Annotated in this window: 25 protein-coding genes and 1 other annotated feature; of the genes, 7 read left to right on the forward strand and 18 right to left on the reverse strand. The window is 41.7% G+C overall.

The genetic code is table 11. The annotated features are described in order from the left end of the window. Positions 1-142 precede the first annotated feature (142 nt). Positions 143-1,375: an MFS transporter gene (locus tag PU629_RS11850; RefSeq protein WP_275280279.1), complete on the reverse strand. Its 1,233-nt coding sequence runs from the start codon at positions 1,373-1,375 to the stop codon at positions 143-145. Positions 1,376-1,526: 151 nt separating this feature from the next. Between PU629_RS11850 and PU629_RS11855 the strand changes: the two genes are divergently transcribed. Beyond that, the gene (locus PU629_RS11855) at positions 1,527-1,868 is read left to right on the forward strand and encodes a hypothetical protein (RefSeq protein ID WP_275280280.1); all 342 of its coding nucleotides are present in this window, start codon (positions 1,527-1,529) and stop codon (positions 1,866-1,868) included. A 71-nt stretch (positions 1,869-1,939) separates the two neighbouring features. On the opposite strand, the gene dat is transcribed toward PU629_RS11855, so the two are convergent. The 6 genes from dat to PU629_RS11885 form a co-directional block, all read right to left on the reverse strand. Continuing rightward, the gene (dat, locus tag PU629_RS11860; protein ID WP_343076282.1) at positions 1,940-2,791 is read right to left on the reverse strand and encodes a D-amino-acid transaminase; all 852 of its coding nucleotides are present in this window, start codon (positions 2,789-2,791) and stop codon (positions 1,940-1,942) included. A 1,441-nt stretch (positions 2,792-4,232) separates the two neighbouring features. Beyond that, positions 4,233-5,003: an SDR family NAD(P)-dependent oxidoreductase gene (locus tag PU629_RS11865; protein ID WP_275284412.1), complete on the reverse strand. Its 771-nt coding sequence runs from the start codon at positions 5,001-5,003 to the stop codon at positions 4,233-4,235. Positions 5,004-5,036: 33 nt separating this feature from the next. Then, positions 5,037-5,840 (reverse strand): GDSL-type esterase/lipase family protein, encoded by an 804-nt coding sequence (locus PU629_RS11870; protein WP_275280281.1) that lies wholly within the window; start codon positions 5,838-5,840, stop codon positions 5,037-5,039. Between the two features lie 19 nt (positions 5,841-5,859). Beyond that, the gene (locus tag PU629_RS11875; protein ID WP_275280282.1) at positions 5,860-6,177 is read right to left on the reverse strand and encodes a hypothetical protein; all 318 of its coding nucleotides are present in this window, start codon (positions 6,175-6,177) and stop codon (positions 5,860-5,862) included. 147 nt (positions 6,178-6,324) lie between these two features. Then, complete coding sequence (locus tag PU629_RS11880) at positions 6,325-6,447, reverse strand: FbpB family small basic protein (protein WP_275280283.1); 123 nt, start codon at positions 6,445-6,447, stop codon at positions 6,325-6,327. A gap of 109 nt (positions 6,448-6,556) precedes the next feature. Further along, a complete protein-coding gene (locus PU629_RS11885) occupies positions 6,557-7,108 on the reverse strand; it encodes a GNAT family N-acetyltransferase (protein ID WP_275280284.1) in 552 nt (183 codons plus the stop codon). A 213-nt stretch (positions 7,109-7,321) separates the two neighbouring features. Between PU629_RS11885 and uptA the strand changes: the two genes are divergently transcribed. The 3 genes from uptA to PU629_RS11900 all read left to right on the forward strand — a co-directional run bounded on the left by uptA (position 7,322) and on the right by PU629_RS11900 (position 9,767). Next, complete coding sequence (gene uptA, locus PU629_RS11890; protein WP_275280285.1) at positions 7,322-7,915, forward strand: undecaprenyl phosphate transporter UptA; 594 nt, start codon at positions 7,322-7,324, stop codon at positions 7,913-7,915. Positions 7,916-7,995: 80 nt separating this feature from the next. Continuing rightward, complete coding sequence (locus PU629_RS11895) at positions 7,996-9,369, forward strand: dipeptidase (RefSeq protein ID WP_275280286.1); 1,374 nt, start codon at positions 7,996-7,998, stop codon at positions 9,367-9,369. A 245-nt stretch (positions 9,370-9,614) separates the two neighbouring features. Then, positions 9,615-9,767: a hypothetical protein gene (locus PU629_RS11900; protein ID WP_275280287.1), complete on the forward strand. Its 153-nt coding sequence runs from the start codon at positions 9,615-9,617 to the stop codon at positions 9,765-9,767. Positions 9,768-9,924: 157 nt separating this feature from the next. On the opposite strand, the gene cypC is transcribed toward PU629_RS11900, so the two are convergent. The 7 genes from cypC to PU629_RS11935 all read right to left on the reverse strand — a co-directional run bounded on the left by cypC (position 9,925) and on the right by PU629_RS11935 (position 17,029). Continuing rightward, on the reverse strand, positions 9,925-11,184 hold the full coding sequence (gene cypC / locus PU629_RS11905; RefSeq protein ID WP_275280288.1) for a CYP152 family fatty-acid peroxygenase CypC: 1,260 nt from the start codon (positions 11,182-11,184) through the stop codon (positions 9,925-9,927). 201 nt (positions 11,185-11,385) lie between these two features. After that, positions 11,386-11,961, reverse strand: coding sequence for an ATP-dependent Clp endopeptidase proteolytic subunit ClpP (gene clpP, locus PU629_RS11910; RefSeq protein WP_275280289.1), 576 nt, complete (start codon positions 11,959-11,961; stop codon positions 11,386-11,388). Positions 11,962-12,005: 44 nt separating this feature from the next. Then, positions 12,006-12,704, reverse strand: a complete 699-nt coding sequence (locus PU629_RS11915) for a sigma factor-like helix-turn-helix DNA-binding protein (protein ID WP_275280290.1) — start codon at positions 12,702-12,704, stop codon at positions 12,006-12,008. Between the two features lie 305 nt (positions 12,705-13,009). Next, the gene (locus PU629_RS11920; RefSeq protein WP_275280292.1) at positions 13,010-13,564 is read right to left on the reverse strand and encodes a hypothetical protein; all 555 of its coding nucleotides are present in this window, start codon (positions 13,562-13,564) and stop codon (positions 13,010-13,012) included. A 154-nt stretch (positions 13,565-13,718) separates the two neighbouring features. Further along, positions 13,719-14,546, reverse strand: coding sequence for an SPL family radical SAM protein (locus tag PU629_RS11925; RefSeq protein ID WP_275280293.1), 828 nt, complete (start codon positions 14,544-14,546; stop codon positions 13,719-13,721). Between the two features lie 259 nt (positions 14,547-14,805). Then, complete coding sequence (locus PU629_RS11930; RefSeq protein ID WP_275280294.1) at positions 14,806-15,822, reverse strand: S66 family peptidase; 1,017 nt, start codon at positions 15,820-15,822, stop codon at positions 14,806-14,808. 322 nt (positions 15,823-16,144) lie between these two features. Continuing rightward, on the reverse strand, positions 16,145-17,029 hold the full coding sequence (locus PU629_RS11935; protein ID WP_275280295.1) for a carbon-nitrogen hydrolase family protein: 885 nt from the start codon (positions 17,027-17,029) through the stop codon (positions 16,145-16,147). A gap of 339 nt (positions 17,030-17,368) precedes the next feature. On the opposite strand from PU629_RS11935, the gene PU629_RS11940 reads away from it, so the two are divergent. Then, complete coding sequence (locus tag PU629_RS11940) at positions 17,369-17,917, forward strand: hypothetical protein (RefSeq protein ID WP_275280296.1); 549 nt, start codon at positions 17,369-17,371, stop codon at positions 17,915-17,917. A gap of 296 nt (positions 17,918-18,213) precedes the next feature. Here PU629_RS11940 and PU629_RS11945 read toward each other — a convergent pair whose 3' ends face one another. Continuing rightward, positions 18,214-18,651, reverse strand: coding sequence for an SRPBCC domain-containing protein (locus tag PU629_RS11945; protein WP_275280297.1), 438 nt, complete (start codon positions 18,649-18,651; stop codon positions 18,214-18,216). 65 nt (positions 18,652-18,716) lie between these two features. On the opposite strand from PU629_RS11945, the gene PU629_RS11950 reads away from it, so the two are divergent. Next, positions 18,717-19,079, forward strand: coding sequence for a VOC family protein (locus tag PU629_RS11950; RefSeq protein ID WP_275280298.1), 363 nt, complete (start codon positions 18,717-18,719; stop codon positions 19,077-19,079). Positions 19,080-19,127: 48 nt separating this feature from the next. On the opposite strand, the gene proS is transcribed toward PU629_RS11950, so the two are convergent. Together proS and PU629_RS11960 are read right to left on the reverse strand one after the other, a co-directional pair. Next, positions 19,128-20,561, reverse strand: a complete 1,434-nt coding sequence (gene proS, locus PU629_RS11955; RefSeq protein ID WP_275280299.1) for a proline--tRNA ligase — start codon at positions 20,559-20,561, stop codon at positions 19,128-19,130. A gap of 36 nt (positions 20,562-20,597) precedes the next feature. Further along, positions 20,598-20,791, reverse strand: a binding site (T-box leader). 127 nt (positions 20,792-20,918) lie between these two features. Continuing rightward, positions 20,919-21,800: a LysR family transcriptional regulator gene (locus tag PU629_RS11960; protein ID WP_275280300.1), complete on the reverse strand. Its 882-nt coding sequence runs from the start codon at positions 21,798-21,800 to the stop codon at positions 20,919-20,921. Between the two features lie 104 nt (positions 21,801-21,904). Here PU629_RS11960 and PU629_RS11965 point away from each other — a divergent pair, with 104 nt between their 5' ends. Continuing rightward, a complete protein-coding gene (locus tag PU629_RS11965; RefSeq protein ID WP_275284413.1) occupies positions 21,905-23,011 on the forward strand; it encodes a citrate synthase/methylcitrate synthase in 1,107 nt (368 codons plus the stop codon). A gap of 219 nt (positions 23,012-23,230) precedes the next feature. Here the strand turns inward: PU629_RS11965 and PU629_RS11970 are convergent, their stop codons facing one another. Then, positions 23,231-25,936 carry a cation-translocating P-type ATPase gene (locus tag PU629_RS11970; protein ID WP_275280301.1) on the reverse strand — a complete coding sequence of 902 codons (2,706 nt, stop codon included), beginning with the start codon at positions 25,934-25,936 and terminating at the stop codon, positions 23,231-23,233. Positions 25,937-26,003 lie beyond the last annotated feature (67 nt).

The raw sequence follows: 26,003 nt of genomic DNA on the forward strand, positions 1-26,003 counted from the left end.
CTTCAGTGAATCATCGTGTAGAGGTCTGTCCCCCACAAACCCTTCAGTGACTCATCAAGTTGAGGTCTGTCCCCTACAAACCCTTCAGTGACTCATCAAGTTGAGGTCTGTCCCCCACTGCTTGGTTATTTGTGTTTTTGTTTTAGTTTGTTGAGGGTTCCGTGCTGCTCTTTTCTTTTGAAGGTGTTGGATGGATTCCCCACAGTGAGACGAAGACGGCGAGGAGTGCGGTTCCTGCTGCTACTAAAAACATGAAAAAAACAGAACCTTTCATTAAGGCAGCAAAAAGCGGCGGTCCTAACCCTACACCCACATAACGCATGCTGCTGTATAGACTCGTAATCGTCCCTCTATTTTCCTTATCAATTCCTTCTGTAAGAAAAGCATCCAGACATGGTAGCGTAATGCCAATGCCTACACTCCCAAGAAATAAATAGAACAAAAACAAACGGATAGGCGGATTAAAGCAAAGCAGACACATGGCGATTAACAATAAAAACATGCCTAAAAAAGTCAGCCATTTCATTAGGATCTTATTTTGACCAATCTTCCCACCCGTCCATAGAGAAGCAACCGACAGGGCAAATAATGGGATGGCAATGATAAACCCTTTTCGGACACCGTCAATATGATAGTGTTTTTCTAATGTCTTGGATAAGTAAAACAACGTTCCGAACAAAACAAACATAATCACGCCACCGATTATAAATACAGAAATTAGCCATTTGCCATTATTCTTAAATATCTTCCCTATTCCTTTGATAAAGGTTCGAAATGGAGGCGGAGATGTCTGATTTTTTGGTGCTTTCACCGCACCGCCTACCAGAACAATACTTATCAAGCATAGAAGAGGAATAGCCAGAAAAGGACTGTGCCAACTAATCAAGGCAAACAAAGAGCCCAAGATAGGACTAAGAACTTTACCGGCTGTATTAGAGGTCTCTAGAACCCCTAAAGCACTGCTCACTTGCTTTTCATTTTTAAAAATATCCCCAACAAGCGGGATCACAACAGGAAAGGCGCCGGAGCCTCCCATACCTTGGAGCAGGCGTCCCAAAAGAATTAACCAATATGAAATATCTTTAAAAAAGAGTGGAGATAAGCCGGCCACTAATCCGCCAATTGCGGTTAAGATAAGACTTGGTATAATGACCTTTTTCCTCCCAATCACGTCCGACAAATAACCGGCAATCGGGATACAGATGATCGATATAACAGAGTAACTCGTAATGATTAAACTTGATTGGAAGGCGGAAATATCCAATTCCTTTTCTAGAGTCGGCAAAACAGGAATAAGCATCGAATTCCCAAGTGTCATGATAAGAGGAATTGAGGCAATTGAAATCAATTCAAACGTCTTCTTCTCTTCCATCATGGAATATACCCTCCAACATTTTTAATGATCAAAGAAACATTCGTTAAGTAAAAAAACCTCATAAGAAAACAACCATAGTTTCTTTTAAAGATGGGCATATTATTCAAATGAGCTTATAAAAAAGATTTAATCAAGTCAGGTGGACATCGACTTGAAAATCTTAATGAAAGGCGACTTAGTTATTCCCGAAAAAGAAAGGATGAAGCAAATGTGTCCAGCAAACGGTAAAGTAAAGTCCCTCCAAAAGACGCAAAGCTATTTGCAAGCGGCTCTTCAATCCGTGACACAGGCACAAGCCATGGAGAATAGTCAAGCCGTATTCCAAGTTGAAAAAAATATACAGATGGCCTCCCAAACGTTATCACAAAGCCTAACTAGCGCCATTAATGAACAAGAAAAATCATTGATTGAAAATGCCCAACAGCAGCTTCAACAGGCTGAACAAACCCTTCAACAAGCGATGAGTTCAACCAACCAGAAGCAATCCACTTAAGAAATCGTGTTTGAATCTTTTAGAAATTAAAAAGGCGGTAAATCTCATAGGATTTGCCGCAACAATTGTTTTTATGAAATTTTATAACTCAAGCTACCAATTTCTTGTTGGAATAAGGCCTGAAGCTTTTGAGTAATCTCACCTGGAACACCGGAACCAATCAAGTGGTCTTCTACTTTTATAACAGGCATGATCTCTTGAATCGTACTTGTGATAAAAGCTTCATCTGCTTGAAGCAGATTATCCTTAGTAAAATGTTTCTCCACTACAGTGAAGCCTAAGGAAACAGCATTTCTGATTACCCATAAACGAGTGATCCCATTTAATATAAGGTTATTGGCAGGATGCGTGAACAACGTCTTGCCCTTTACGATAAAAATATTCGACGAACTTCCTTCTGTCACCGTATCACCGCGATGCAGAACCGCTTCTTGACACCCTTTTTCGACGGCTTCTTGTTTCGCTAAGCTATTAGGCAATAAATTCAAGCTTTTAATGGAACAACGAAGCCAACGAATATCTTCAGTTAAGCAAACCTTGACTCCTTCTTGAATTTCTTTTATAGGTCTTTCCAATGATTTAGTATAGGCCACAAGGACAGGCTCTGCATTCTTTGGGAAGGCATGGGTACGTTCAGACGTCCCTCTTGTAATTTGCATGTAGATCATTCCGTTCTCAAGCTGGTTCAGCCGGCAAAGCTCAAGAAGCTGATGCTCCAATTCTGGAATCGGTGTCTTAAATGGGATTCGAATAGCGGAAAGACTTCGCTCCAATCGCCTCATATGAGCGTCCATTTCAAACAATTTGCCATCGTACACTCTTATAACTTCATAAACACCATCCCCGAATTGATAACCGCGATCTTCAACATCGACGACAGCATCCTCACGTTTTAAAAATTGATCATTTTTTAAAATCAACAAATTGATCAGTCCCCTTTCCAACTGAACCTAGCATAACAAAACCAAAGCATTTTGAGAAGTTAGAAAATTACATAACTAACTCTTCATTTATCTTCAGAACAAAATCGCTAACGCCGCGACTCCCTTCTTCCCAAGTATAGATTTAACCTATGAGTTTTTCTCGGGCACTGTTTTTATGTTTAAACACTTAACAAAAATGGGTGGTTGTCTAACCAATGTGGAAAATCGTCCCGTTTTAACATAAGAAGCGTAACTAGGCTACGTTACTGGTCAACTTCCTGGGTAAAACGGGCCGTTCCGAGTTAAATAGAGAATGCTCGTTACGCCTAACGACTCAAATGGGCAATTGAGAGAGGAATAGCGTAGCCTCGTTACGCTCTACCGAAATAGGCGTAACGGCATTCTCTTATTTCCGCATTTCAGCCCAGTTTAGCGGACGATAGCGTAGCCTCGTTACGCTCAACTGAAATAGGCGTAACGTCAGTCCTTTATTTCGGCATTCCGGCCGGATTCGCGGCGGATAGCGAATCCTCGTTACGCTCAATCGAAATAGGCGTAACGGCATTCTCTTATTTCCGCATTTCAGCCCAGTTTAGCGGACGATAGCGTAGCCTCGTTACGCTCAATCGAAATAGGCGTAACGGCATTCTCTTATTTCGGCATTTCAGCCCCGTTTAGCGGAGGATAGCGTAGCCTCGTTACGCTCATCTGATTTAGGCGTAACGACATTCCGTTATTTCGGCATTCCAGCCGGATTCGCGGCGGATAGCGTAGCCTCGTTACGCTCATCTGATTTAGGCGTAACGTCAGTCCTTTATTTCCGCATTTCAGCCCAGTTTAGCGGACGATAGCGTATTCTCGTTACGCTCATCTGATTTAGGCGTAACGTCAGTCCTTTATTTCCGCATTTCAGCCCAGTTTAGCGGACGATAGCGTATTCTCGTTACGCTCATCTGATTTAGGCGTAACGTCAGTCCTTTATTTCCGCATTCCTGCCCATTTCGCGGAGGATAGTGTATTCTCGTTACGCTCAACTGAAATAGGCGTAACGTCAGTCCTTTATTTCGGCATTCCAGCCCCGTTTAGCGGCGGATAGCGAATCCTCGTTACGCTCAACTGAAATAGGCGTAACGCCATTTCCTTATTTCGGCATTCCGTCCCATTTCGCGGCGGATAGCGTATCCTCGTTACGCTCAAACAAATTAGGCGTGACGTCAATCCTTTATTTCGGCATTCCAGCCCCGTTTAGCGGCGGATAGCGTATTCTGGTTACGCCTAATCGTTTTTACGTGTAACGACGATTGCCGTGCCCGCGCAAAGCGAGGTTATTTTCGCACAAAAAACGACGTTTCAATGTCGGTGTATCCACAAGTCGAGAATTTTATAATTTCCTAAACAATAAAAAAAGAGAGCGGAATGCTCCCTTTTCTAAAAGGTTTGATTAAAATCCATAAATGGTCATTCCCCCGTCAACAAACAAAGTTTGACCCGTTATATAATTGGCGCCTTCACCTGCTAAAAAGACAACTGGACCAACCAGGTCTTCGAGCTCACCAACTCGCTTGATTGGGGTACGGCTTAAAATATCATTCAAATAAGCTTCATCGGCAAGCAATTTTTCGGTTAAAGGGGTTCTAAAATACCATGGACCAACCGAATTGATGTTAATACCATATTGGGCCCATTCAATGGCGAGATTTTTCGTCATTTGAATCATGGCCGCTTTCGTAGACGCATAAACGACTCCTGTTCTTAAGGCAACGCCGCCGCCAACTGAGGAAATATTGATGATCTTGCCTTTTTGTTGGTCTTTCATGACTTTTGCAGTCTCTTGAGCCATCATAAAGGCACCGTGAAGATTCGTCTCCATGATGGTGTGCCATTCCTCATCCGTCACTTCAAGCGCCTTCGAACGGATATTCATCCCTGCATTATTGACTAAAATATCAATCTTTCCAAATGCCTCTCGGGCACGGCTCACCGCTTGCTGAACCTGTTCCCGTTTTGTAATATCCGTTGGAATGGCAAGTGCTTGTCTTCCCGTTTTTTTAACTAAGTTGACGGTGGCCTCTAGGTCCTCCGCTGTACGCGCTAAACAAACCACATCACAACCCGCTTCAGCAAGGCCAATTGCTAAAGCCTGTCCGATGCCTCTTCCAGCACCAGTAACGATGGCTGTTTGATCGTCTAATCGAAAAGTTGGTAACATGATATTCCCCCTCATTTCTTGTCCAATTTCTAAAGATTATGGCTGTGACGGTGATTGATCAAAATGCGTTAAAATGCGTGAGGCAATAAGCTTGTACCCTTTTGGATTCGGATGAAAATGATCTTTATATAAAAGTTCAGATGTCTTTCCATGAAACAAATCAAAGGTCGGTATAAAAACGGTATTGGGATAAAGACTTAAGATGGTTTCTCCGGCTTGGTTCCATTTATTTAGCACCGACTCAAACGGCTGATTAAGATCGGTTAAATAATCCTCAAAAGGGTTATACAAACCCATATAATAAATCGTGGCGGTAGGATTGAGCGCTCGAACCTTTGTAAGAATCGTATTTAAGTTTTGTGTGTACTGTTTTTGAGCTTTATCGAATTCTTTAAAATCAAGATTCAAAAAGTGATCCTTTAACACGTTCACTAGGTCATTTCCGCCAATTGTCAAAAAGATCACATTAGACTTTGAAATCGCATCCTGAACTTGTTTCTTCTTTAAAACTTTTAATAAGTCCTTCGTTGTGTCTCCCGTAACCCCCTCATCAATCAGGGAAGCGGAAGAAAAGGCAGACTCTTTCCTTAAATCGCCAACAACAATACCTGCATAGCCTTGTTCATTTGGATCTCCTACACCCTTTGTAAGAGAATCCCCAAGTCCAACTGCTTTAATGGTCATTTGTTTCGTTGAAAGCTGGCTTTTAAAAGTGGAAAGCGGCGTTTCCGTAGTGGGAACTCCACCGTAAAAGCGATGAGAAATCCACCACCCTACACTAATTCCCAGTATGATGATCAAAATGATAAGGGCTGAAATTAACTTTTTTAAATGAGTCACCCCCTATATAAAGTCTTGCTCAACCCCATGAAGGTGAATGAAGGTTAAATTTAGTGAGAATCGGATCAAAGCCTTCCTTTTTCAAGATTGTGTATTGTCGTTTTCCCATTAAATCAAAATGAGGATATGGCCCCCTCCGATCAACCCATTTCGCCTCTAGACCGTATTGCTTTCCCCATTCAATCAGCTTATTTAAATCGGCACATCCTACTTTAGTCACACAATAACTATCAGGAAATCGCGGATCATACCAATAATGAGTGATAAAGGCAATTTGACCTCTTTGCACCTGCTGTTTCCATCGTTCTAATTCGTCTCTTTTAATACCAAAAGCCATCCGATCCCTCTTCTTTTGCATCCCTAATTAAAAACATCATGTTTATTTTATCACATCATGATTATCAAGGAGAATGATGGTAGTTCTAAATATCCGTACAAAAATGTTACAAAACTGAAAAAAACAACAGCTTAGTGAGCTGTTGTTTTAAGATTTGTCCGCGAGTCGTTCTTCGAGACGGGATTCAATTTTATCTAAAGCTGATGAATCTTTCATAATTTCTGATTTATTTTGCGAAATCAATTCTTTTATTGATAAACGTTTTCTCAAAACAGGCTCCTCCTTTCACAGCTAGCGTAGAAAACAACCATCTTTATTATTCCCCAAATTTTCAGTCTTTAAACTTGTTGAGCCCTACTATTTTAAAAGGCGGATTTCTTTAGTTCCCTTTCCATTCACGGGCAAGCAACCGATAAATGTCCATATCTGTATAGCGACCGTTCCAAAATTCCCAATCTTTAAGCTGCCCTTCTTTAATAAACCCCATTTTCTCCGCGACTTTTTTTGCCTTGATATTCTCTGGGGAAATCATCGCTGTAATTCGATTAAACTGAAGCTCCTGAAAGGCGTAATGAGCTAAACCAAATAAGGCTTCTTTACCGATCCCTGCCCCCCAATTTTTCTTCAAGAGCTCCCCGCCGATTTCACCCCGTCTCGCTTCGGTGGAAATTTTGTGAAAGCCGCCTGTCCCTAGAAACTCACCCGTTTCTCTTGACTCCACGGCCCATCGGATAAAGGAACTCCCAGGCTGATAGGTCGAAAAGAGAGAAATAAATTGAAAGGCTTCATTGATCGTGACCATGGTTCGGCCACCGTCGAAAATCATACAATCTGGGTCCGAAAAGAGTTGATACACCTTATAAACATCATTCGGCTGAAGCTGTCTGAAGAGGAGTCGGTCAGTCGTAAAAGTAGGAAATGCTTGATCCATCTTATCACCCTCTCTAAAACACTGTATTTTAAAACGATTGAAATGGGACTAAACGATTGCCCATTTATACGTCAGAATAGGAGGTGCTTGAATACAAAAAACGAAAAAATGTCTAGATAAGCTCATGAAAAATATGATTTTAGGCGCTAATCCCCTTCACCCGGTCATATATTTAGAGAGACAAGCATTTTTTTTAGCAAAGGTGTGACTAATTTGAAGGATATGGTGGTTGAGCTCTTAAATCTTGTTTCACAATTTGGCTATATCGGAATCGCATTAGCTCTTATGATTGAAGTCATCCCAAGCGAATTGGTCCTTGCCTATGGCGGTTACCTTGTTTCAAGCGGAGATTTTAATTTCTACGGAATCGTCTTAGCGGGTTTGATCGGAGGCGTGATTGCACAACTATTCTTATATTGGATTGGTTATTATGGAGGTCGGCCGTTCTTAGATAAGTTCGGAAAGTATTTACTTCTCAGCAAACACCATCTTGAACTCTCGGAACGTTGGTTTGAAAAGTACGGCACAGGGGTTATCTTTTTTGCCCGTTTTATTCCCCTTGTCCGCCATGCCATTTCTGTCCCCGCGGGCATTTCCAAAATGAGTCTTTCTCGATTTTTAACGTTTACAACATTAGCCATTCTTCCATGGTCGTTTATATTTATTTATCTGGGAGAAAAATTAGGACGGAATTGGGAGAACATCCAAACCGTCGCAGCACCATATGTGGATCTTTCTATTGTTGTCATAGTTGCAGTTGCTTGTGTCTTTTTAATTTGGAAATATCTCCGTCGTTTCAAGCCATAATAAAGTGAACTGCTCGCCTATGCAAAACTTCTCATACTCTCTATAAACTATGTTAAAATACAGAAAAGGAGGCTTATTCAATGTCTGAACTAGCTAAACAATATCTTAAAGAAAACAGAGATGCGCAATTAGATGAACTCAAATCCTTTTTATCCTTACAAAGCATCAGCTCCGATTCCACACATCGTGATGAGATGAACCATACCGCTCAATGGACGGCTGATGCCTTAACAGCTGCTGGACTTGAGCATGTTGCTATTATGGAAACAGAAGGCTTACCTGTCGTTTACGGGGAATGGCTTCATGACCCTGAAAAACCAACCGTTTTAATCTATGGCCATTATGATGTTCAACCTGTTGACCCGCTTCACTTATGGGAAACCCCTCCCTTTGAACCTACCATACGTGACGGAAAAATCTATGCACGCGGAGCAAGTGACGATAAGGGACAAGTATTCATGCATATAAAAGTGCTTGAGGCTTATCTAAAGTCAGAAAAAGCACTGCCTGTTAACGTCAAAGTTATCTTTGAAGGGGAAGAAGAAATCGGCAGTCCAAGTCTCGATGCTTTTGTTGAGGCGAACAAAGAATTGCTTAAGTCCGATGTGCTGCTTGTATCCGATACACCGATGCTTGATAAAGGAAAACCAGCCGTTGTTTATGGATTAAGAGGTCTTTGCGGGATGCAAATTGATTTGAAGGGACCAAACAGTGACCTTCACTCAGGTCTGTATGGCGGTGCGGTTCAAAATACTTTACATGCTCTGGTTGAATTATTGGCAACCTTACATAATGAAAAAGGTGAAATTACGGTTGAGGGCTTCTACGACAAGGTTCGTCGTTTGACGAAGGAAGAAATCGAGACATTCGCTTCCCTTTCGGATGATGAAGCGCTTAAAGCTCAACTTGGGGTAACTGACCTATTTGGCGAAGAAGGCTTTTCCACAACAGCTCGTCTGTGGGCACGTCCAACACTAGAAATCAACGGGGTTTACGGAGGATTCCAGGGAGAAGGCGTTAAAACCGTTATTCCTAACGAGGCCCATGCCAAAATCAGCTGTCGCCTAGTACCCGACCAAGACCCTGCTGAGATTGCTTCACAAATAAAAGCTCATCTTAACAAGCATTTACCAAAAGGTGTGACGTTGGATATTCAGATGTTCGATCAAGCTCGTCCATTTTTAACTCCATATGATCATCCTGCTATTCAGGCTGCCGGTGTGGCATTGGAGAAAGCCTATGGAAGTCCCGTCACTTATACACGAATGGGTGGATCCATTCCAGTTGTAGAGACGTTTAACACCGTGTTAAAGCTTCCTGCGGTCCTTATGGGATTTGGTCTAGGTACCGAAAATTTCCATGCACCTAATGAACACTTCCATTTAGAGAACTTTGAAAAAGGAATGGACGCTCTAGTCGACTATCTACACGAATTAAGTCACGTCCAATTTTAATAGAGTGAAAAGACCGTTTTAACTATTAAACACCTCTTTCCCTTGAACATACAAGAGAGAGAGGTGTTTTTTTGCAGCTTAATTTCATATAAATTTAGTCTAAATCGGGGACAACTCCGCATTTGTCCAATCCATAAATGTCCTGAATGCATACAGTGTATTAAGACCGTATATCCTATTTCCCAAAATAAGATATGCGGATTTCCTAAAAACAATTTTTCCTAATTCGAAAAGGAGTGAGACATATGTTTTTTGGACCTGGACCTGGTTTTGGTTGGGGTCGACCTGGCTTTGGTTGGGGTGGCCCAGTAGGTTTCGGTGCGTTCCCAGGTGCTTTTGCAGGCGGATTTTTAGGTGGATTTGCAGGTGCTGCTCTAGGGGCTCCGTTCTTCTGGTAAGTTTTCCAACAATATAGACCACTGACTGACTTTGCTCTTAAAAACTTCTAACAAAATCGCACCCCAAATATCATTTTGGAGTGCGATTTTTTTCTAAACTCGTCCAAATTTTAAAGACTCTACAGGAGGTGAATTTTAGCTAAGCAACGCCCTGAATTTATGATTCTTTTCTCCTGACGTTTTTCAAAATAAGGCGGCTATGGGGGATACTTGGGATGTTCACCATACTATAGCTGAGGTCCTGATCGGGAGCAATATCGAAATCCATATAGCTTACAAGATGATCTAAACTTATTTTCATGATGTCAATCGTCACCCACTCACCTGCACAACGATGCCCTGATACATAGTCCCCCCCACCCTGAGGAATAAAACTAAATAGATCGTCTTGCCAATTAAAAAAACGCTCCGGTTTAAACGCATCCGGCTCATCCCAAATGTTAGGGTCATGATTCGTTCCGTATAGATCTAATAGTGTTAACGTGCCTTTTTTAAAAGGATAATTTTTCCACACGAAATCAACCTTTACAAGCGCGCCGACCATTGGAAAAAACGGATAATATCGACGAACCTCTTGGATAAACCTATTGGCATCCGCTTCATCTCCCATTTCCAGTTTCGTTTTTTCATCAGGATAATGGTGAATAGCCAATAAGGTGAAATTGATAAAGATCGAAATGGCCACTATCGGTCTTAAAATATTTAAAAGTTCGACGGCCGCTACCTTGGGTTCGAGCAACTTCCCCTCTAAATCTTGGTGCCAGACAAATTGATAAAGGGCTGTATCACTAGGAGCGTGAAGCTTTTTCTCCCGCACCTGCGAAATAATAGCAACTAACCAGCCTTCAAGACGATTTCTCGCTTTTCTTCCTTTCCAATGTTTAGGTCCGATTACTGCAGGTGACTCAAACATAGCGGCTAAATCGTTCGTTAATTCGTTAATTTCGGACTCCGATATGGGTACGCCTACCCAACGAGAGGCGGTTCTGCCTAAAAGTTCTTGAACCTCTGTGTAAAAAGTAACCTGTTCCATTCGTTCCCACTTTTGAACAGCCTTCCCCCACTCTTCACGGGCAATTTCGGATAACTTTCTTCTTGAGGAAGGCGACATAATCGACATAAACAGTTCTTTTCGATGGGTATGGCGGTTGCCATCCAATGTTTGAACTCCATTTTTCCCAAACAATGTCTGGATGACACGATTAGGAGCGGCTCCGTGCCGTTCAAATTTCTCAGAATCATAAAAAAGGCGGGCGGCTTCCGTTCCATTCATACAGATCACGTCTTTTCCAAATAAACGCGTGGAAAAGACATCTGAATTGAAACTCTTTCTTCTATTTAACGCAAACAAATATCCTTCTCTTAACAGATCGAACGTGTGGTCAAATCCTTCCTCATGCGGAAGTGAGTCCGTCATGCCATCAACTCCAATTTCAGCTAGATGCTCGTATTATGTGTCGAAGGTTTCCTGCTTTATACCCTTTTACATGAGGTTAAATTCAGTGAACATCACATGCGCCCTCCATGAATTCTGTTGCTTTCCGGCCCTTAATCCCATCAGAAAATGTCTGATAAATAGAAAAAGCAGCACGAATAGTGCCGCTATTCCTTCATTTCATTAATTAATTACATCATCGATTATCCCGTATCCTTTCGCCTCTTCAGGGCTCATAAAGAAATCTCGATCGGTATCCTTTGCTACTTTCTCCAAAGTCTGCCCTGTCCGCTCCGAAATAATTTGATTCAAACGTTCACGAAGTTTAATAATTCGTTTTGCTGATAATTCAATATCTGTTGCTTGGCCGCGTGCTCCGCCTAAAGGCTGGTGAATCATGATTTCACTGTTCGGTAAGGCAAACCGCTTCCCTTTCGTTCCAGCAAGCAAAAGTATCGCACCAAAAGACGCCGCCATTCCTGTACAGATCGTTCTTATATCCGGTTTAATATAGTGCATGGTGTCATAGATAGCAAAACCCGCAGTTGTTGACCCACCAGGACTATTAATATAAAGCGAAATATCCTTTTCCTGATCCTCAGCAGCTAGGAAAAGCAACTGAGCAACAACACTGTTCGCCACTTGATCGTTGATTTCTTCCCCAATTAGAATAATCCGATCCTTTAACAGCCTTGAAAAGATATCGTAAGAACGTTCTCCGCGACTCGATTGTTCAATGACATACGGTATCATTGTCATTTGTGATGACCTCCTCGTTTAAGCTTGCCTAATAAAAAATCTAATTACGCAGCCATAGAGAGCGTGCAGAAAGACGTGCCGGTAAAACGAGACGGCATCGGTTTTATCAAAGTCTGATTAATTGGCAGTGCTCTAATTAAAATGAAGGGATCGTGATGTTTGATCGCGTCATTAAGGAGCTGTTGAATCCGCTCCTGCTCCTCAATAGTCCAATAATGATCCCTAACTGAAGGCGTTCCTTCGCCTTGATCCCTCTGAAGACGTTGTTTAGCTCTAAAAAGTGTTGATTTTACAGCGGTCTCCGTCGTGCTTAAGAGCTCAGCAATTTCAGAGGCATGAAATTGGAACCCTTCTTTTAAGGCATACATAATGGCCTGATTGGGTGTTAAGGATTGAATAAGCGTCTGGACAGTATCTATACGGTCATCGATTTGCGTTGTCACATCTATTGGCTTCTCTGGAATCCCATCTAATGACTCCTTACAACGTTTTCGCACCCGGTCAATCCATTCATTCTTCGCGATTCTGTTTAAAAGAGCACAAGGTAAGGCTTCCTGATTCTTATAAGCATGCCAGGCTTTGATCAAGGATTCTTGAACAAGATCTTCTCCATCCCAATTATTTTGGGAAAGAAATTGACAATATCGACGAAACTTAGGGTAAATCTCTTTAAGCTCCTCTTCAGAAAACGCCCCTTGAGGAAGAAGCATTTCGTCTGAAGCATCGTTAAGCTCGTTAGACACAGCACTCACTCCTTCTACACGTCTCTAATTTATAAACGAACAAAGGCCGTTAAAAGATACGGGCCAGTGAAAAATCATCTATCAGAAACTTCTCATTGGACAAAATCGAAGCACGACTCACTATCTCATCCTGCCTTTTCCAATTAGTAAATGGCTTTATCTTAAAAAATGTCACTTTTTCCTTTTCATTATTATGACGCCACTCCATTAAAAAAAGCTAATTAGGTCCTTTTCTTACCCAATTAGCTTTACTATAGATCAAAAATTAATAGGTGACACGCGTTAAATCAGAAAGCTTCTAAAAATTAGCTGTTGTTTTCTGGATTAGCAGCCGTCGGATCGACAATAACCGTTTTGTAGATAACTTTTTTACTGTCAACATCGATCAGCGACAGGTTATTGGAATTATCAATGGTATAATTGTAAAGGACAACAGACTGTGTCTTTTTGCCGTCCGGAAATACCCCTTCAACAGCCCCTTTCTTGAAATCCAATTGGTGAGCTTTAGTCGGTTGAATCGAAAAGGTCACTTTCTCCCCATTTTGAGTCATTGTTTTCGCTTTATAGTCCACCTTGGTATTGCTCTTCTTACCTTCCACATCCAATGTCGCCTTAATCACAGCATCCATTCGTTTCAACATCACAAAAGGATCTTCATTAGGATCAGAGGGATCTCTTTGATCACCAGATTTTGAACTTGTATCGGTGCTAGAAGACGTTGAATCCTGTTTGTCAGAACTTTGGGTGGAAGCTGATTGATTAGATTTAGAAGAAGATGATTGCCCAGACTTTCCGCAAGCGGATAAACTTACACCTAAACACACAATCAGACTTAGAAGAAATAATGTTTTGATTTTCATGTAGGAACCTCTATTTCTTATCGGATTTTCGAATCAAACGGAAACCCTTGGAATCTGTTCGATTTTACACTAGGACTAGTTTAACATAACTTAGGCAACAGCGGGAATGACCTTGTGAAAATTTCGACAAAATTCTCCCTTAACCTTTGCTCATTCAATATGGGGCAAATCCTTCTTGACTTATAAAAACATGATCTTGGCCAAAACGCTCTTCAAAATCGGCTTGCAGACGGCTTAAAGCACTTGGTGAGTACCATGTCTCCCGTTCTTCCGCTTTGAATAAAGCTGGTATATTCAACGCATTTGTCCGTTTTCCGCCTGCGCCATCCCCTTGAAAAAAATCATCCAAACAAATGCGCTTAGTCACTTCTTGGAGAACTGCGGGAAAGTCAGTGGTTGAGGGTAAAAGAGGAGCCACAGCGGCTTGATTAGGGATCCCCTCATCGCTTAAAGTTTTTAATGCCTTTAAACGTGCAGGAATAGGCGGGCTTGCCGGCGCAAAACGTTTGCGTACTTCGTCTTGATCGGTCTCAATCGTGATACTTATCATTACCCGGTCCTTTAACGCTTTAAAAAGGGCAATATCCCTTATAACAAGTGGGGATCGGGTTTGAACGAATAAAAAATCCGGCTTGCAGTCTGGCTCAGTCAACACCTCTAATAGTTTGTGGGTAATCCCTAATTTATGCTCTAATGGCTGATAAGGATCCGTACTCGAGGACATAAAAATAGTAACAGGTCCCTTCTTCTTCTCACGCTTGATTTCTTTTGAAAGAACCTCTTTCGCATTTGTTTTCGCCTCCACCCACGTTCCCCATTCCCCTTCATGAAACAAACTCACTGGGAGTCTTCGAACATAGCAATAGGAACAACCGTAAACACAGCCTTTATAAGGATTCAGTGAATGACTGTAGCCATTTAAATAACCTCGTGTTCGTGTTAATACACTTTTAACTTCCTTTTCTGAAAACGTCGGCACCATAGCCAACTCCTTTATTTGATCGTTCAACCCCAACCAGACTTAGAGGGGTCAACGTTTTTTTCCATGTAGTATTCATGTCAGTAAGAACATTAGCGGCGCGCGTTTTAAGGCTGTAATGGACACTCAGTCCATTACAGCCCCTTTTCTCCCTCTTCAGTGTCCGTTAGAACCTTGGTGGAGTGCCGCCTTTCTTTATCCTCCATAATAGGATTAGCTTTATTTTATTAAAAGTTGACGAACCAATCGGTTAAATTTCATGTTATCTGAAGTGTTGAATAACCGTTGCATTTCCGGCTTCTGTCACATCAATCTCTGCATAGGCTCCATTTATAAAAGTGATTTGCGGCGGCACATGCCCGCAGTCAATATCATATACAATTGGGACGTTAAGCTCCTCAGATAGCTCTTTATAGATATCGATCACTTCATAGTTTTCAACTGGTTCATTGGCGTCGCTTCTTCCAAACAGAATCCCAGTACAATGATCAAACCAGCCGGCAAGCTTCATTTGAACAAGAGTTCTCTTGAGATCCGTTGTCGATAGCTCACAATTTTCTAGGTACCATACTATCGGATCGCCACTGATATACTCTTCCCTAAAAGCTTGTACATCACCAAAAGGAGTTCCAATTAAATGCCGAATAATATCCACACATCCACCTAGTAAACGGCCGGTTACATGGATGTTCGTCCCCTGTATAGTCTTCCACTCCGTTTTTTCCGTCAGATGATAGACACAAGGAGAGGGATTGTCATGATGCCATTCCTTTTGATAAAAAGGAGAAGATTGCTGGACAACGGAATCCCCTGCCTTTGTGCTGAGAACAGTCTCCCAAAGGGCTGTCGTTGTATCCGAAAATTCTCCTCTTAAATCAACTAAATTGACTCCATGAGCAGTCGCTATACCTGTTTTGAGAGTGATCGCAAGAAGAAGACCGCTTGTGTCCGAATACCCCATGATCCATTTAGTATCCATCGCCTTATAGTCCAACAAATCTAGAATTTCGATGAGCAGCTCACCGCCCCATGGTGGTAAAATAAGGTCAATTTTAGAATCCTGCAACATTTGGTTAAGTTCTTCTGCACGAACCTTTGCGATAGCTGATTTCGCTTTTTCCTGTGTCCATACAGTATCACCACAGATAGTCCGATACCCTTCCTGTTGCAAGCGATCACAAGCCTGTTTTACCAAATGATGTAACTCAGGCTCAATCCCAGATGACGGTGCTGTAACACCGATGGTTGCCCCTTTATGTAAAATAGGATAGATGATCATGCTACTCCTCCTCGCATTCTCTTTAAACTTACAATTGAATTTATTTTAACACTATTTGACTTAGATAGGGATTCATAATCGTTTTAAACCGCTCTTTTTTAAAATCCTTTTTCACTTTATAGCAATAAAAAACACCTGATGTCAGTTGACCATCAAGTGTTTTTGTAATTCGATTTAATTTTAAAAACGGAAAAATCCAATGGAACCCCTCACCCATCAGGATAATTAGAAAAAATTCTAGTCTATAAAAACAATTCTTTTACTTGTAGTCATTCCACCGATGTTGTCTAAGTGGTTTTATTAGTCGCGCCATTAAGTGTACTTAATCAGCCGGTGTTTTAACTTTGAAGTGCTCCCAATCCGGGTAAAGGTCTGTTCGACGGTCGCGCCAGGTTGTCACTGATCCGTGTTCGCGAACCTGATAGAGCAGTTCTAAGTCAAGGTCAGCTGTTACGATCATGTCTTGATTAATTTCGCCTTCAGCTAGAATTCCTTTTGGTGGGAATGGAACATCATTCGGTGTGATGATAGCAGCCTGCCCGAAGTTGCCTCTCATAAAGTCAACGGTCTGAAGCGATCCAACCGTTCCAGTTGTCACAACATAGACTTGATTTTCAATAGCTCTCGCATGACTTGAGTATCTCACGCGATGGAAACCGTGGCGATCATCTGTACAAGAAGGACAGAAAATAACATCTGCCCCTTTCGCTTTTGCCATGCGAACAATTTCAGGAAATTCAATGTCATAGCAAGTTAACATTGCGATGGTTCCTTTTTCTGTCTCGAATACTTGAAGAGCCTCTCCTGGACTCATGTTCCATTCATCGACTTCTGTCGGTGTCATGTGAAGCTTCGCCTGCTCTGCTATTCTTCCGTCTGGATAAAACAGGTGAGCAACATTATATAATTTTCCGTTTCTATTAATAACATGCGTTCCCGCAATAATGTGCATATTGGTTTGGGTCGCGAAAGTGGTAAACAATGAATGATATTGCTCTGTGAAATGGTGAAGCTGGTCAATGGTTAACGGCTCACCAAATTCATTTTGAATAGACATGAGTTGAGTGGTAAAAAATTCAGGGAATATGATAAAATCAGAAGAAAATTCTTCTGCAGTTTTAATATAGTGCTCGACTTGCCGTGCAAATTCATCAAATGAATCGATCGTATGCAAATGATATTGCACCGCTGAAACTCTTAGCTTCATTAACAAACCTTCTTTCTAATAGAAATCTCCAAAAAGCAACCATTTAACAGGCAATGAGACTATTATAACAAATTAACGAAAGCCTACTACCTGAATGACCTTTGTGAAATCACGTCTTTGAATTTCTTCGTGTGCTGGCTTGTCCGGAAGAAGCGTGTTGCAGCGCCTCACTTGCAGACATAAAGATGAAATTCAGGTACATAATTCACCAGATAAACTTCGCCCAATTTTTTCTAGTGTGCTGTCTTGTCTGGACTTTCAATTTTATCATTTTCATGCGAACAAGTGTTTTCTTTTGTCGAATTTTGGGTTATAATATGGGTAAAGGAGGTGAGTGTTATGAGTGAGGAATTACTTTTGGAGATCGTGAATGAGATCAAAGAAATGAAGAAGGAAATGGTCACCAAATCCGACTTGACTAATTTCGCGACAAAGGATGACTTAAAGAACTTTGCTACAAAAGAAGATCTTAAGCATTTTGCTACCAAGGATGACCTTAAGAACTTCGCTACTAAAGAAGATCTTAAGCATTTTGCTACCAAGGATGACCTTAAGAACTTCGCTACTAAAGAAGATCTTAAGAATTTTGCTACCAAGGATGACCTTAAGAATTTCCCTACTAAGGAGGATCTTAAGAATTTTGCTACAAAGGATGACCTTAAGAATTTCCCTACTAAGGAGGATCTTAAGAACTTTGCTACAAAAGAGGATGTTGCGGAAATTCCATTTATAAAAGCAGCTGTTCAGGATTTGGCTGTTAAAGTGGATGAACTGACTGGTAGAGTGAGTGTTATTGAAAAGGAAATGGTTCGAAAAGTGGATTTGGAATATATTCATCAGAAAATCGCCGAGCATGATCGAGAAATTTTCTATTTAAAAAGCCATTGATAAAGTCATAAAATAAACTGACTCATTTTTTACCAGCCTGGTTCGCACTGGGTTGGTTTTGTTTTTCACTTAACGTCATTTGAAATTCATTCTCACTATAAGAACTAATTGGACGTCCCATTTCCTCAATTCAAAGCGACTTGCATGACCCCCACTTTTTTTTCTACTAACGATAGATTCACAATATTCCGATTTTCCAACATGGCAAATCTCTTATGCTCTTAAGAAATAAAAAAAGACTATCCTCTTTTTTTCTTAGAGAATAACCTTTATTCAATCAAGCTGCAGCAAATAGCTTACTTTTTTATCAAACTAGCTCTTAGTGTTGTCACAGCGAATTCCAAATAAGCTTTAAGACAGGTTAACGTATAGACCCATCCCCCTTTATTATCTAATAGGTAAAGAATTTGATCCTCATGATTAACACTGAAGCCTTCCTCTTCAATGACAACGGATGTGCTGTGATCCTCTAGTTCAGTAAAGAAAATGCTTACTTTATTGCCTTCTCCATTCGTGCCCCAGTGAAAAACGATTTTCTTATTAGCCTCAAGCTCAGCAATTTTAATATCACCTTGAGCGTTGTATTCTTCATATCTCAAAGTAACGGTTTTTCCCTGCTCCCATCTTTCAGAGCAGGAAGAAAACCAGAAGCCGCCTATTTTCTCGGGGTCAACAAAAGCTTCGAAAATCTCCTTAGCCGGTTTTTCTATTTTAATTTTGGTTAAATTATTCATTACATTTCCTCGCATTCTTTTTTTAGGTATATTAAGAGTAACATACAAAATATCGGAGGTTAATCATGCCAAAAATCAAATTTTGTACTATACCAGTAGCTAATCAAGATCGCGCCTTAAAGTTCTATACAGACTGTTTGGGATGCGAGTGTTTAACAGATCAGCCTTTTGGCAATGGAACACGCTGGATCGAAGTGGGTTGGAAAAATCGCGAAACAACCTTTGTCCTCTTTACCCCTCCTGGAATGGAAAGCCAAATTGGCGGATTCGCCATGGCCTCAATCAGTACAGAGAATATCGATCATACATATAAGGAATGGGCTGCAAAAGGGGTTGAGTTTGTAGAACCGCCTAAGAAACAGCCTTGGGGAACTCAGGCCATCTTTAAGGATAGTGAAGGCAATACATTTGTCATGACGCAAGATTAAGTAACAACAGGCAGGATCCTCATAAAATAGGTTTCCTACCTGAATTTCTTAATAAGCCTTCGCCCAATAGACAAGATGCTCTGCTTTTTCTCCGCAATACACGCACGTATCCGATGGCTTTTGGAACTCTTTAAGAGGCATGCATCTGGATGTAGCTCCTGTTTCTTCTTTAATTTGCTCCTCACAATCCACTTTACCGCACCACATCGATTGAATAAACCCAGTCTCGTTTTCAAGCTTCTCTTTAAATTCTTTCATATTAGAGGCAGCAGATGTCTTTTTCTCAAGGTGCCCCTTTGCTTTGTTATATAAGTCCTGCTGGATACTTAGAAGCATGGACTGAATCTCTGATAACAGGATATCCGCCTTTACAATTTTCTTTTCACCCGTATCCCTTCTAACCAATACAACCTGGTTTTGTTCAAGATCACGCGGTCCTACTTCAAGCCGAATAGGCACACCCTTCATTTCATATTCATTGAATTTCCAACCGGGTGTTTTATCACTTGAATCTAGATGCACTCGGACTTCTGAAGATAGAGACTCCTTTAGATTATAAGCGGCATCAAGGACCCCTTCTTTATGTTGGGCAATGGGAACGATGACGACCTGAATAGGCGCTATTTTAGGTGGGACCACAAGGCCGCGATTATCGCCATGAACCATAATCATGGCGCCAATTATTCGTGTCGTAAAGCCCCAAGAAGTTTGCTTAACATATTGCCGGTTACCCACTCGATCGGTAAATTGAATGTCGAAGGCCTTCGCAAAGCCCTCTCCAAAATAATGGGAGGTGCCAGCCTGTAATGCTTTTCCGTCATGCATAAGGCTTTCAATCGTATAGGTTGATACAGCACCTGCAAACTTTTCTTTTTCTGTCTTTTTACCTTTTACTACTGGAAGGGCGAGATACTCCTCACAAATAGAGGCATAGACGTTCAACATTTTTATCGTTTCTTCAATCGCTTCTTCTTCAGTCTCATGACAGGTATGACCCTCCTGCCATAAAAACTCAAGTGTTCTTAGGAATGGGCGTGTCGTCTTCTCCCACCTCACCACATTTGACCATTGATTATAAAGCTTTGGCAAGTCGCGATAGGAATGAATTATAGTTTTATAGTGTTCACCAAATAAAACTTCTGAAGTCGGCCTCACACATAAACGTTCCGCAAGCTCTTCTTCACCGCCATGAGTGACCCACGCAACCTCTGGGGCGAAACCTTCAATATGATCCTTTTCTTTCTGAAGTAAACTTTCTGGAATGAATAATGGCATATACACATTTTCATGCCCGGTTTCTTTAATTCTTTTGTCTAGTTCCTGCTTTATATTTTCCCAAAGCCGATAGCCATACGGACGGAGAATCATGCTTCCTCTTACACTGGAGTAGTCAATCAATTCCGCTTTTGTCACGACATCCGTGTACCATTTTGCAAAATCGTCCTCCATCGACGTAATACGTTCCACAAATTCCTTCGCCATCTTAATCCTCCTTAAAAATAAAAAGCGATGCTAAAGACTAGGAACCATTGCTGGCGGTACCATCCTAGTTTAAAGCATCGCTTTACACTCTATTGTGATAACGGCACAAACCGCTGTATGATCATACAGGACTCTTAGGCAGGTTCATCTGAAGATACATTAGGAACTTGCACCACCCGTTCCCTCTCTGAAAAGCTCTTCAAATTACTGATCCTAATCAACGTCATTTTTATTGTTCTCATCATAGACGATTCTCAAACAAATGGCAATACCCAAACCTAATGGAATCGCTTAATTTCAAGACAAATTTGGAACTTTCCATCTCATCTGCCCTCGATCAAATGAGTTGACCTCACATTAGGTTCCATATAGCTGTTTCATCCTGTGAAGAAATAGACTCGCCTCTGATTTTCCTCTTTTATATAAGGCATATGTTTTCGCGAGAGGCAAAGAGAGACCTGGAAAATCAACATCCAGCAATCTTCCTTCTAACAATTCCCTTCGAATCGTTAAGCGCGGCAAAAAGGACAGACCAATTCCCTGTTCTATAAATCGTTTAGTTACCTCCACTTGTGAAACCATCATGGAACGAAATGTATAGTTTAAATGCCTCAACTGTTCCAATAACGGTTCCCAATACTCCGGATGATTTTGAGTAAGAAGGATGTTGTCCTGAAGCAACTGATCGATGTCAAAGCCAGGTGCGGTTTCTAAATCCATGCCATCATGAGGCACAACAAACAGAACCGGATCTTCCTGAACCACTTGACAGGTGACATCCTTAAATTTGCCGTTCATTCGCGATAAACCCAAGTCACATACACCAGACAAAACGAGTTCCTCAATGACCTCGGATTCGACGACCTTCACCTCCACTTCTACATTTGGATTTTCAGATAGATAGTCTCTTAATATGTAGGGAAGTGAATAGGTGGCAATGAGTGGCGAAACAGCTAATTTCAATGTTGTTTCAAAGCCTTGTTTATATCTCTGAATGGTTTCAAAGCCTCGCTCATCCAGATCAACCATCTCTTTGGCATAAGGCAAAAACCGCTGTCCCCCTTCAGTAAGAAAAATATGGCGGCCTTGTTTCTCAAACAACTTACAGCCCAAATACGCTTCCAGTAACTTAATATGGACGGAAACAGTGGGTTGAGAGATAAATAACAGTTCAGAAGTCTTTCTAAAATTCTCTGTTTTGGCGGCTGATAAAAAGGTGTGAAGCCACTTTGTCTCCATATATATAGCCCCTCATCATTTAATAAATTTAATTAAAATCATTAATTTTATTTAATTTTTTTAAACAATTATCAACAGTATACTACTTAATAGAAGGGGGTTGTATAGAAATGTTAAATAAAGGACTTAAGGATGTTTTGGTATCTGACACCAAGCTTAGTTTTATAGATGGAAAAGCAGGCTTACTCATTTATCGAGGTGTCGAGGCGAAGAAGCTCGCACTCCAACATACATTTGAAGAAGTTGCTCACTTATTGTGGTACGGGTATTTGCCGAACGCTGATGAATTGGATCAATTACAGCTGCGATTGAAAAAAGGAAGAGCGCTTCCAGCTTCACTCAAGGCCATCCTTGAAGCCTTACCGGTTGAAATGGATCTGATGAGTGTTCTTCGTACGGCTGTTTCTTCACTTGGAACTCCGGATCATGCTTGGCCGCCAACTGTTGAAGAAGCGATCGATTTAACAGCAAAACTCCCCACCATTATCGCCTATCGATACAGAAAACAATTGGGTCTAGAGCCTGTTGATCCAAATGAAGATTACACCCATGTAAAAAACTATTTATATATGCTAAGGGGAACAGAGCCTTCATCTGCCCATGTAAAGGCTCTCGAATCATACATGATTCTCACGATGGAACACGGCATGAACGCTTCTACCTTTACCGCTCGTGTCATCTCCTCCTCTGAATCGGATCTTATTTCCGCGATTACAGGGGCAATCGGTACGATGAAAGGGCCGCTTCATGGAGGAGCACCGACGGGTGTCCTTAACATGCTGGATGAAATCAAAGTAAAAGAGAATGTAGAGGGCTGGTTAAGATCAAAGCTTTCGTCTGGTGAAAAAATCATGGGCTTCGGCCACCGCGTATACAAAACAAAAGATCCGCGGGCGATAGCCTTAAAAGAAATTTCCTCACAAATAGGCGGCGAAGATCCATGGCTTGATCTTGCTAATTTTTTAGAGCAACGAGCGATTGAATTGCTTGAAAAATACAAACCAGGACGCAAGCTTTATACAAATGTTGAATTTTATGCTGCAGCGATCATGAAGGCGATCGGGCTGGATCCATCCCTTTTTACACCAACTTTCTCAGCTAGCCGAATTGTAGGATGGACTGCCCACGTTTTAGAACAGGCAGAGGCTAATACCATTTACCGCCCCTCTGCTAACTATATAGGAGAACTCCCGGCTAACTTAATAAAATAATTACCAGGATAGGTTCTGTTCTATTTTTTGATTAAGAGAAATTTCTCCGCTTATTTATCAAACTCGCTTAAGTGTCAAATGACCATTTTCATAGAGGCAAATGTAAAAGGCTTAGAGATCGTTACATCTCTAAGCCTTTTTGATGGTGAAGTTTGTAAGTGACCAATTTTGATCCTCACAAATGAAAACCCGTTAGCTTGTCACATGCTGTTTTTATTATTAATGGCTGCTTACGCGACTTGCTGTTGTTCTTTTGTCCTTCTTGAAAAGCTGATTGCCTGACAATAAGAAAGTTGGGATTGCAGCAAGACCTAAGACGAGCAGCCAATCACGAACGGTTAACGGAACAGTGTGGAAGACCGGCTGCAGAACGGGAACATACATGACGACTAGCATCAGTAAAATCGATGAAAAAACCGCAAGTACAAGATACCGGTTTTCAAAAGGATTTCGATCAAAGATGGAACGCTCGCTTCGGCAATCAAACACATGAATCAGTTGGGCCATGACGAGCGTAACAAAGGCGACACTTTGCGCTTTTAACAGATCATCCGGATCGCCATTTAGAGTGATCCAGAACGCCGCTGTTGTCGCAACACCGATCAGAAAGCCTCTTGAGATAATTTTCCAGCCAAGCCCTCGTGCGAAGACACCTTCATTAGTCGGTCTTGGTCCGCGTTTCATGACATTGTCTTCAGCTTGGTCAACGCCAAGGGCCATGGCAGGCAGTCCGTCTGTCACAAGGTTAACCCACAGAATTTGGATAGGAAGTAAAGGAAGCGGAAGGGCGAGCATCATCGCAATCAGCATCACAAGAATCTCACCGACATTGGATGCTAACAAGTAGCGAATAAACTTGCGGATGTTTTCATAGATATTACGTCCCTCTTCAACCGCTGCTTTAATGGATGAAAAATTGTCATCGCTTAAGACAAGAGCTGCGGCTTCCTTCGCTACATCCGTTCCTGTATTCCCCATCGCAATACCAATGTTGGCGGATTTGATCGCTGGTGCATCATTAACTCCATCCCCCGTCATGGCCACAACATGCCCTTTCTTCTGTAACGCTTTAACAATTTTTAATTTATGTTCTGGAGAAACGCGAGCATACACGTAGATATCCTCAACTTGATTGACGAGTTCATCCTCAGTCAACGCTGAAAGTGCGGCCCCATCCATAACCTTCCCATGAGCAGGTAATAGATCAAGCTGGCGGGCAATCGCACTCGCTGTAACGGCATGATCCCCTGTAATCATGACAGTCTTTATTCCAGCTTCCCGGCATTCCGCAATCGCTTTTTTCACTTCCGGACGCGGCGGATCAATCATGCCTTGGAGTCCAACAAAAGTTAAACCTTTTTCCACCTGATCGGCTTCTGAGCTTGGTTTACTCTGATAAATCGGCTTATAGGCTACAGCAATATTCCTTAATGCTTTTCGGCCAAGCTGATCGATGGCTTCTTCAATTGCATTGGTATGCTTAGAACGTTTTAACTCACGTGTTCCATTCCACATGATATAATCACAGCGGGAAAGCAGAACATCAGGCGCTCCTTTTACCACAGCAAATTGTTCACCGCTCGGCTTTTCAACAATAACACTCATCATCTTACGACTGGAATCAAACGGAAAAGTTTGGACGATTTTATAAGATGGACTCAATCCTTGTTTAGTAATACCCGCCTTTTTGCCGCTTTCTAAAAGAGCAATTTCAGTTGGGTCGCCAAGTTGTGTAGGCTTGTCCCCATCCTCCTGATCAATCACCGCATCATTACAAAGAACCGCATATTCAAGCAGTTGCTTTAGCGTTGTTTCATTTTCTATATGCATAGGTCGGCCATCTTTTTTAAAACGGTCCACCTTTGGATCCTCCGGCACATCCCATGTTTTTCCATCCGTCCAAAGATGAGTGACCGTCATTTTATTTTGAGTAAGAGTCCCCGTTTTATCCGAACAAATGACCGTTGCAGACCCTAAAGTTTCGACTGCCGGAAGCTTTCTAACAATGGCATGACGCCTAATCATTTTCTGCACACCTAATGCTAGAGCAATCGTTACTATCGCTGGTAATCCTTCGGGGATAGCAGCTACAGCGAGTGACACACCTGAAAGAATCATATGAGTGAGCTCATGCCCACGATAGACCCCTAATAATACTACCAATACGGTCAATCCAATAGACAAATAAATAAGAGTACGTCCAAGCTGCTCAAGCTTCATTTGCAATGGGGTAGACAGCTTCTCAGCGCTCTGTATGAGTCCTGCAATCTTACCCATTTCTGTATCCATACCGGTTTCCGTGACGATACCAACACCTGTTCCTTGTGTCACCATCGTCCCCATAAACCCTCGGTTGGACTGATCCCCTAGAGGCAGATCATCGCCATGAATGGGCTCTGATTGTTTCTGTGAGGGAACGGACTCGCCTGTCAGTGCCGACTCCTCTACGTGCAAATTGGAAGCGGAGAAAAAGCGAAGATCAGCGCCTATACGGTCACCACTTTCAACCTTAACGATATCTCCGACCACCAATTCTTTCGCAGGAATGTTCATCCATTTTCCCTCTCTTAGAACGAGTGAATGGGGCGCTGACAGCTCCCTGAGCGCATCAAGTGATTTTTCAGCACGTTGCTCTTGAATGTAGCCAAGTATGCCATTCATGATGACAATAAGAAAAATAGCGACTGCATCGAGGTATTCTCCTAAAAAAGCAGATAACAAAATGGCTGCAAATAACACATAAATCATGAAATCCTTGAACTGTGATAGGAAAATCGAGAGCGCTGATGGCTTGTCTTGCTCTTTTAATTCATTAAAGCCATTTGCCTTCAATCGCCTCTGACTTTCCTCTTGGGTCAGCCCTTTATGACGATCACTATCGAGCTGTTCCTCAACAGCTTGTGCAGTTTGTTTATACCAATCCATCTTCCTCACCTCTAGTAGATTCGACTATATGTCTATATCTATGAAGTGAATAAAAAAATAGACTATA

The sequence above is a fragment of the Pullulanibacillus sp. KACC 23026 genome (genome assembly GCF_029094525.1).
In the GTDB taxonomy this organism is placed as follows: Bacteria; Bacillota; Bacilli; order Bacillales; family Sporolactobacillaceae; genus KACC-23026.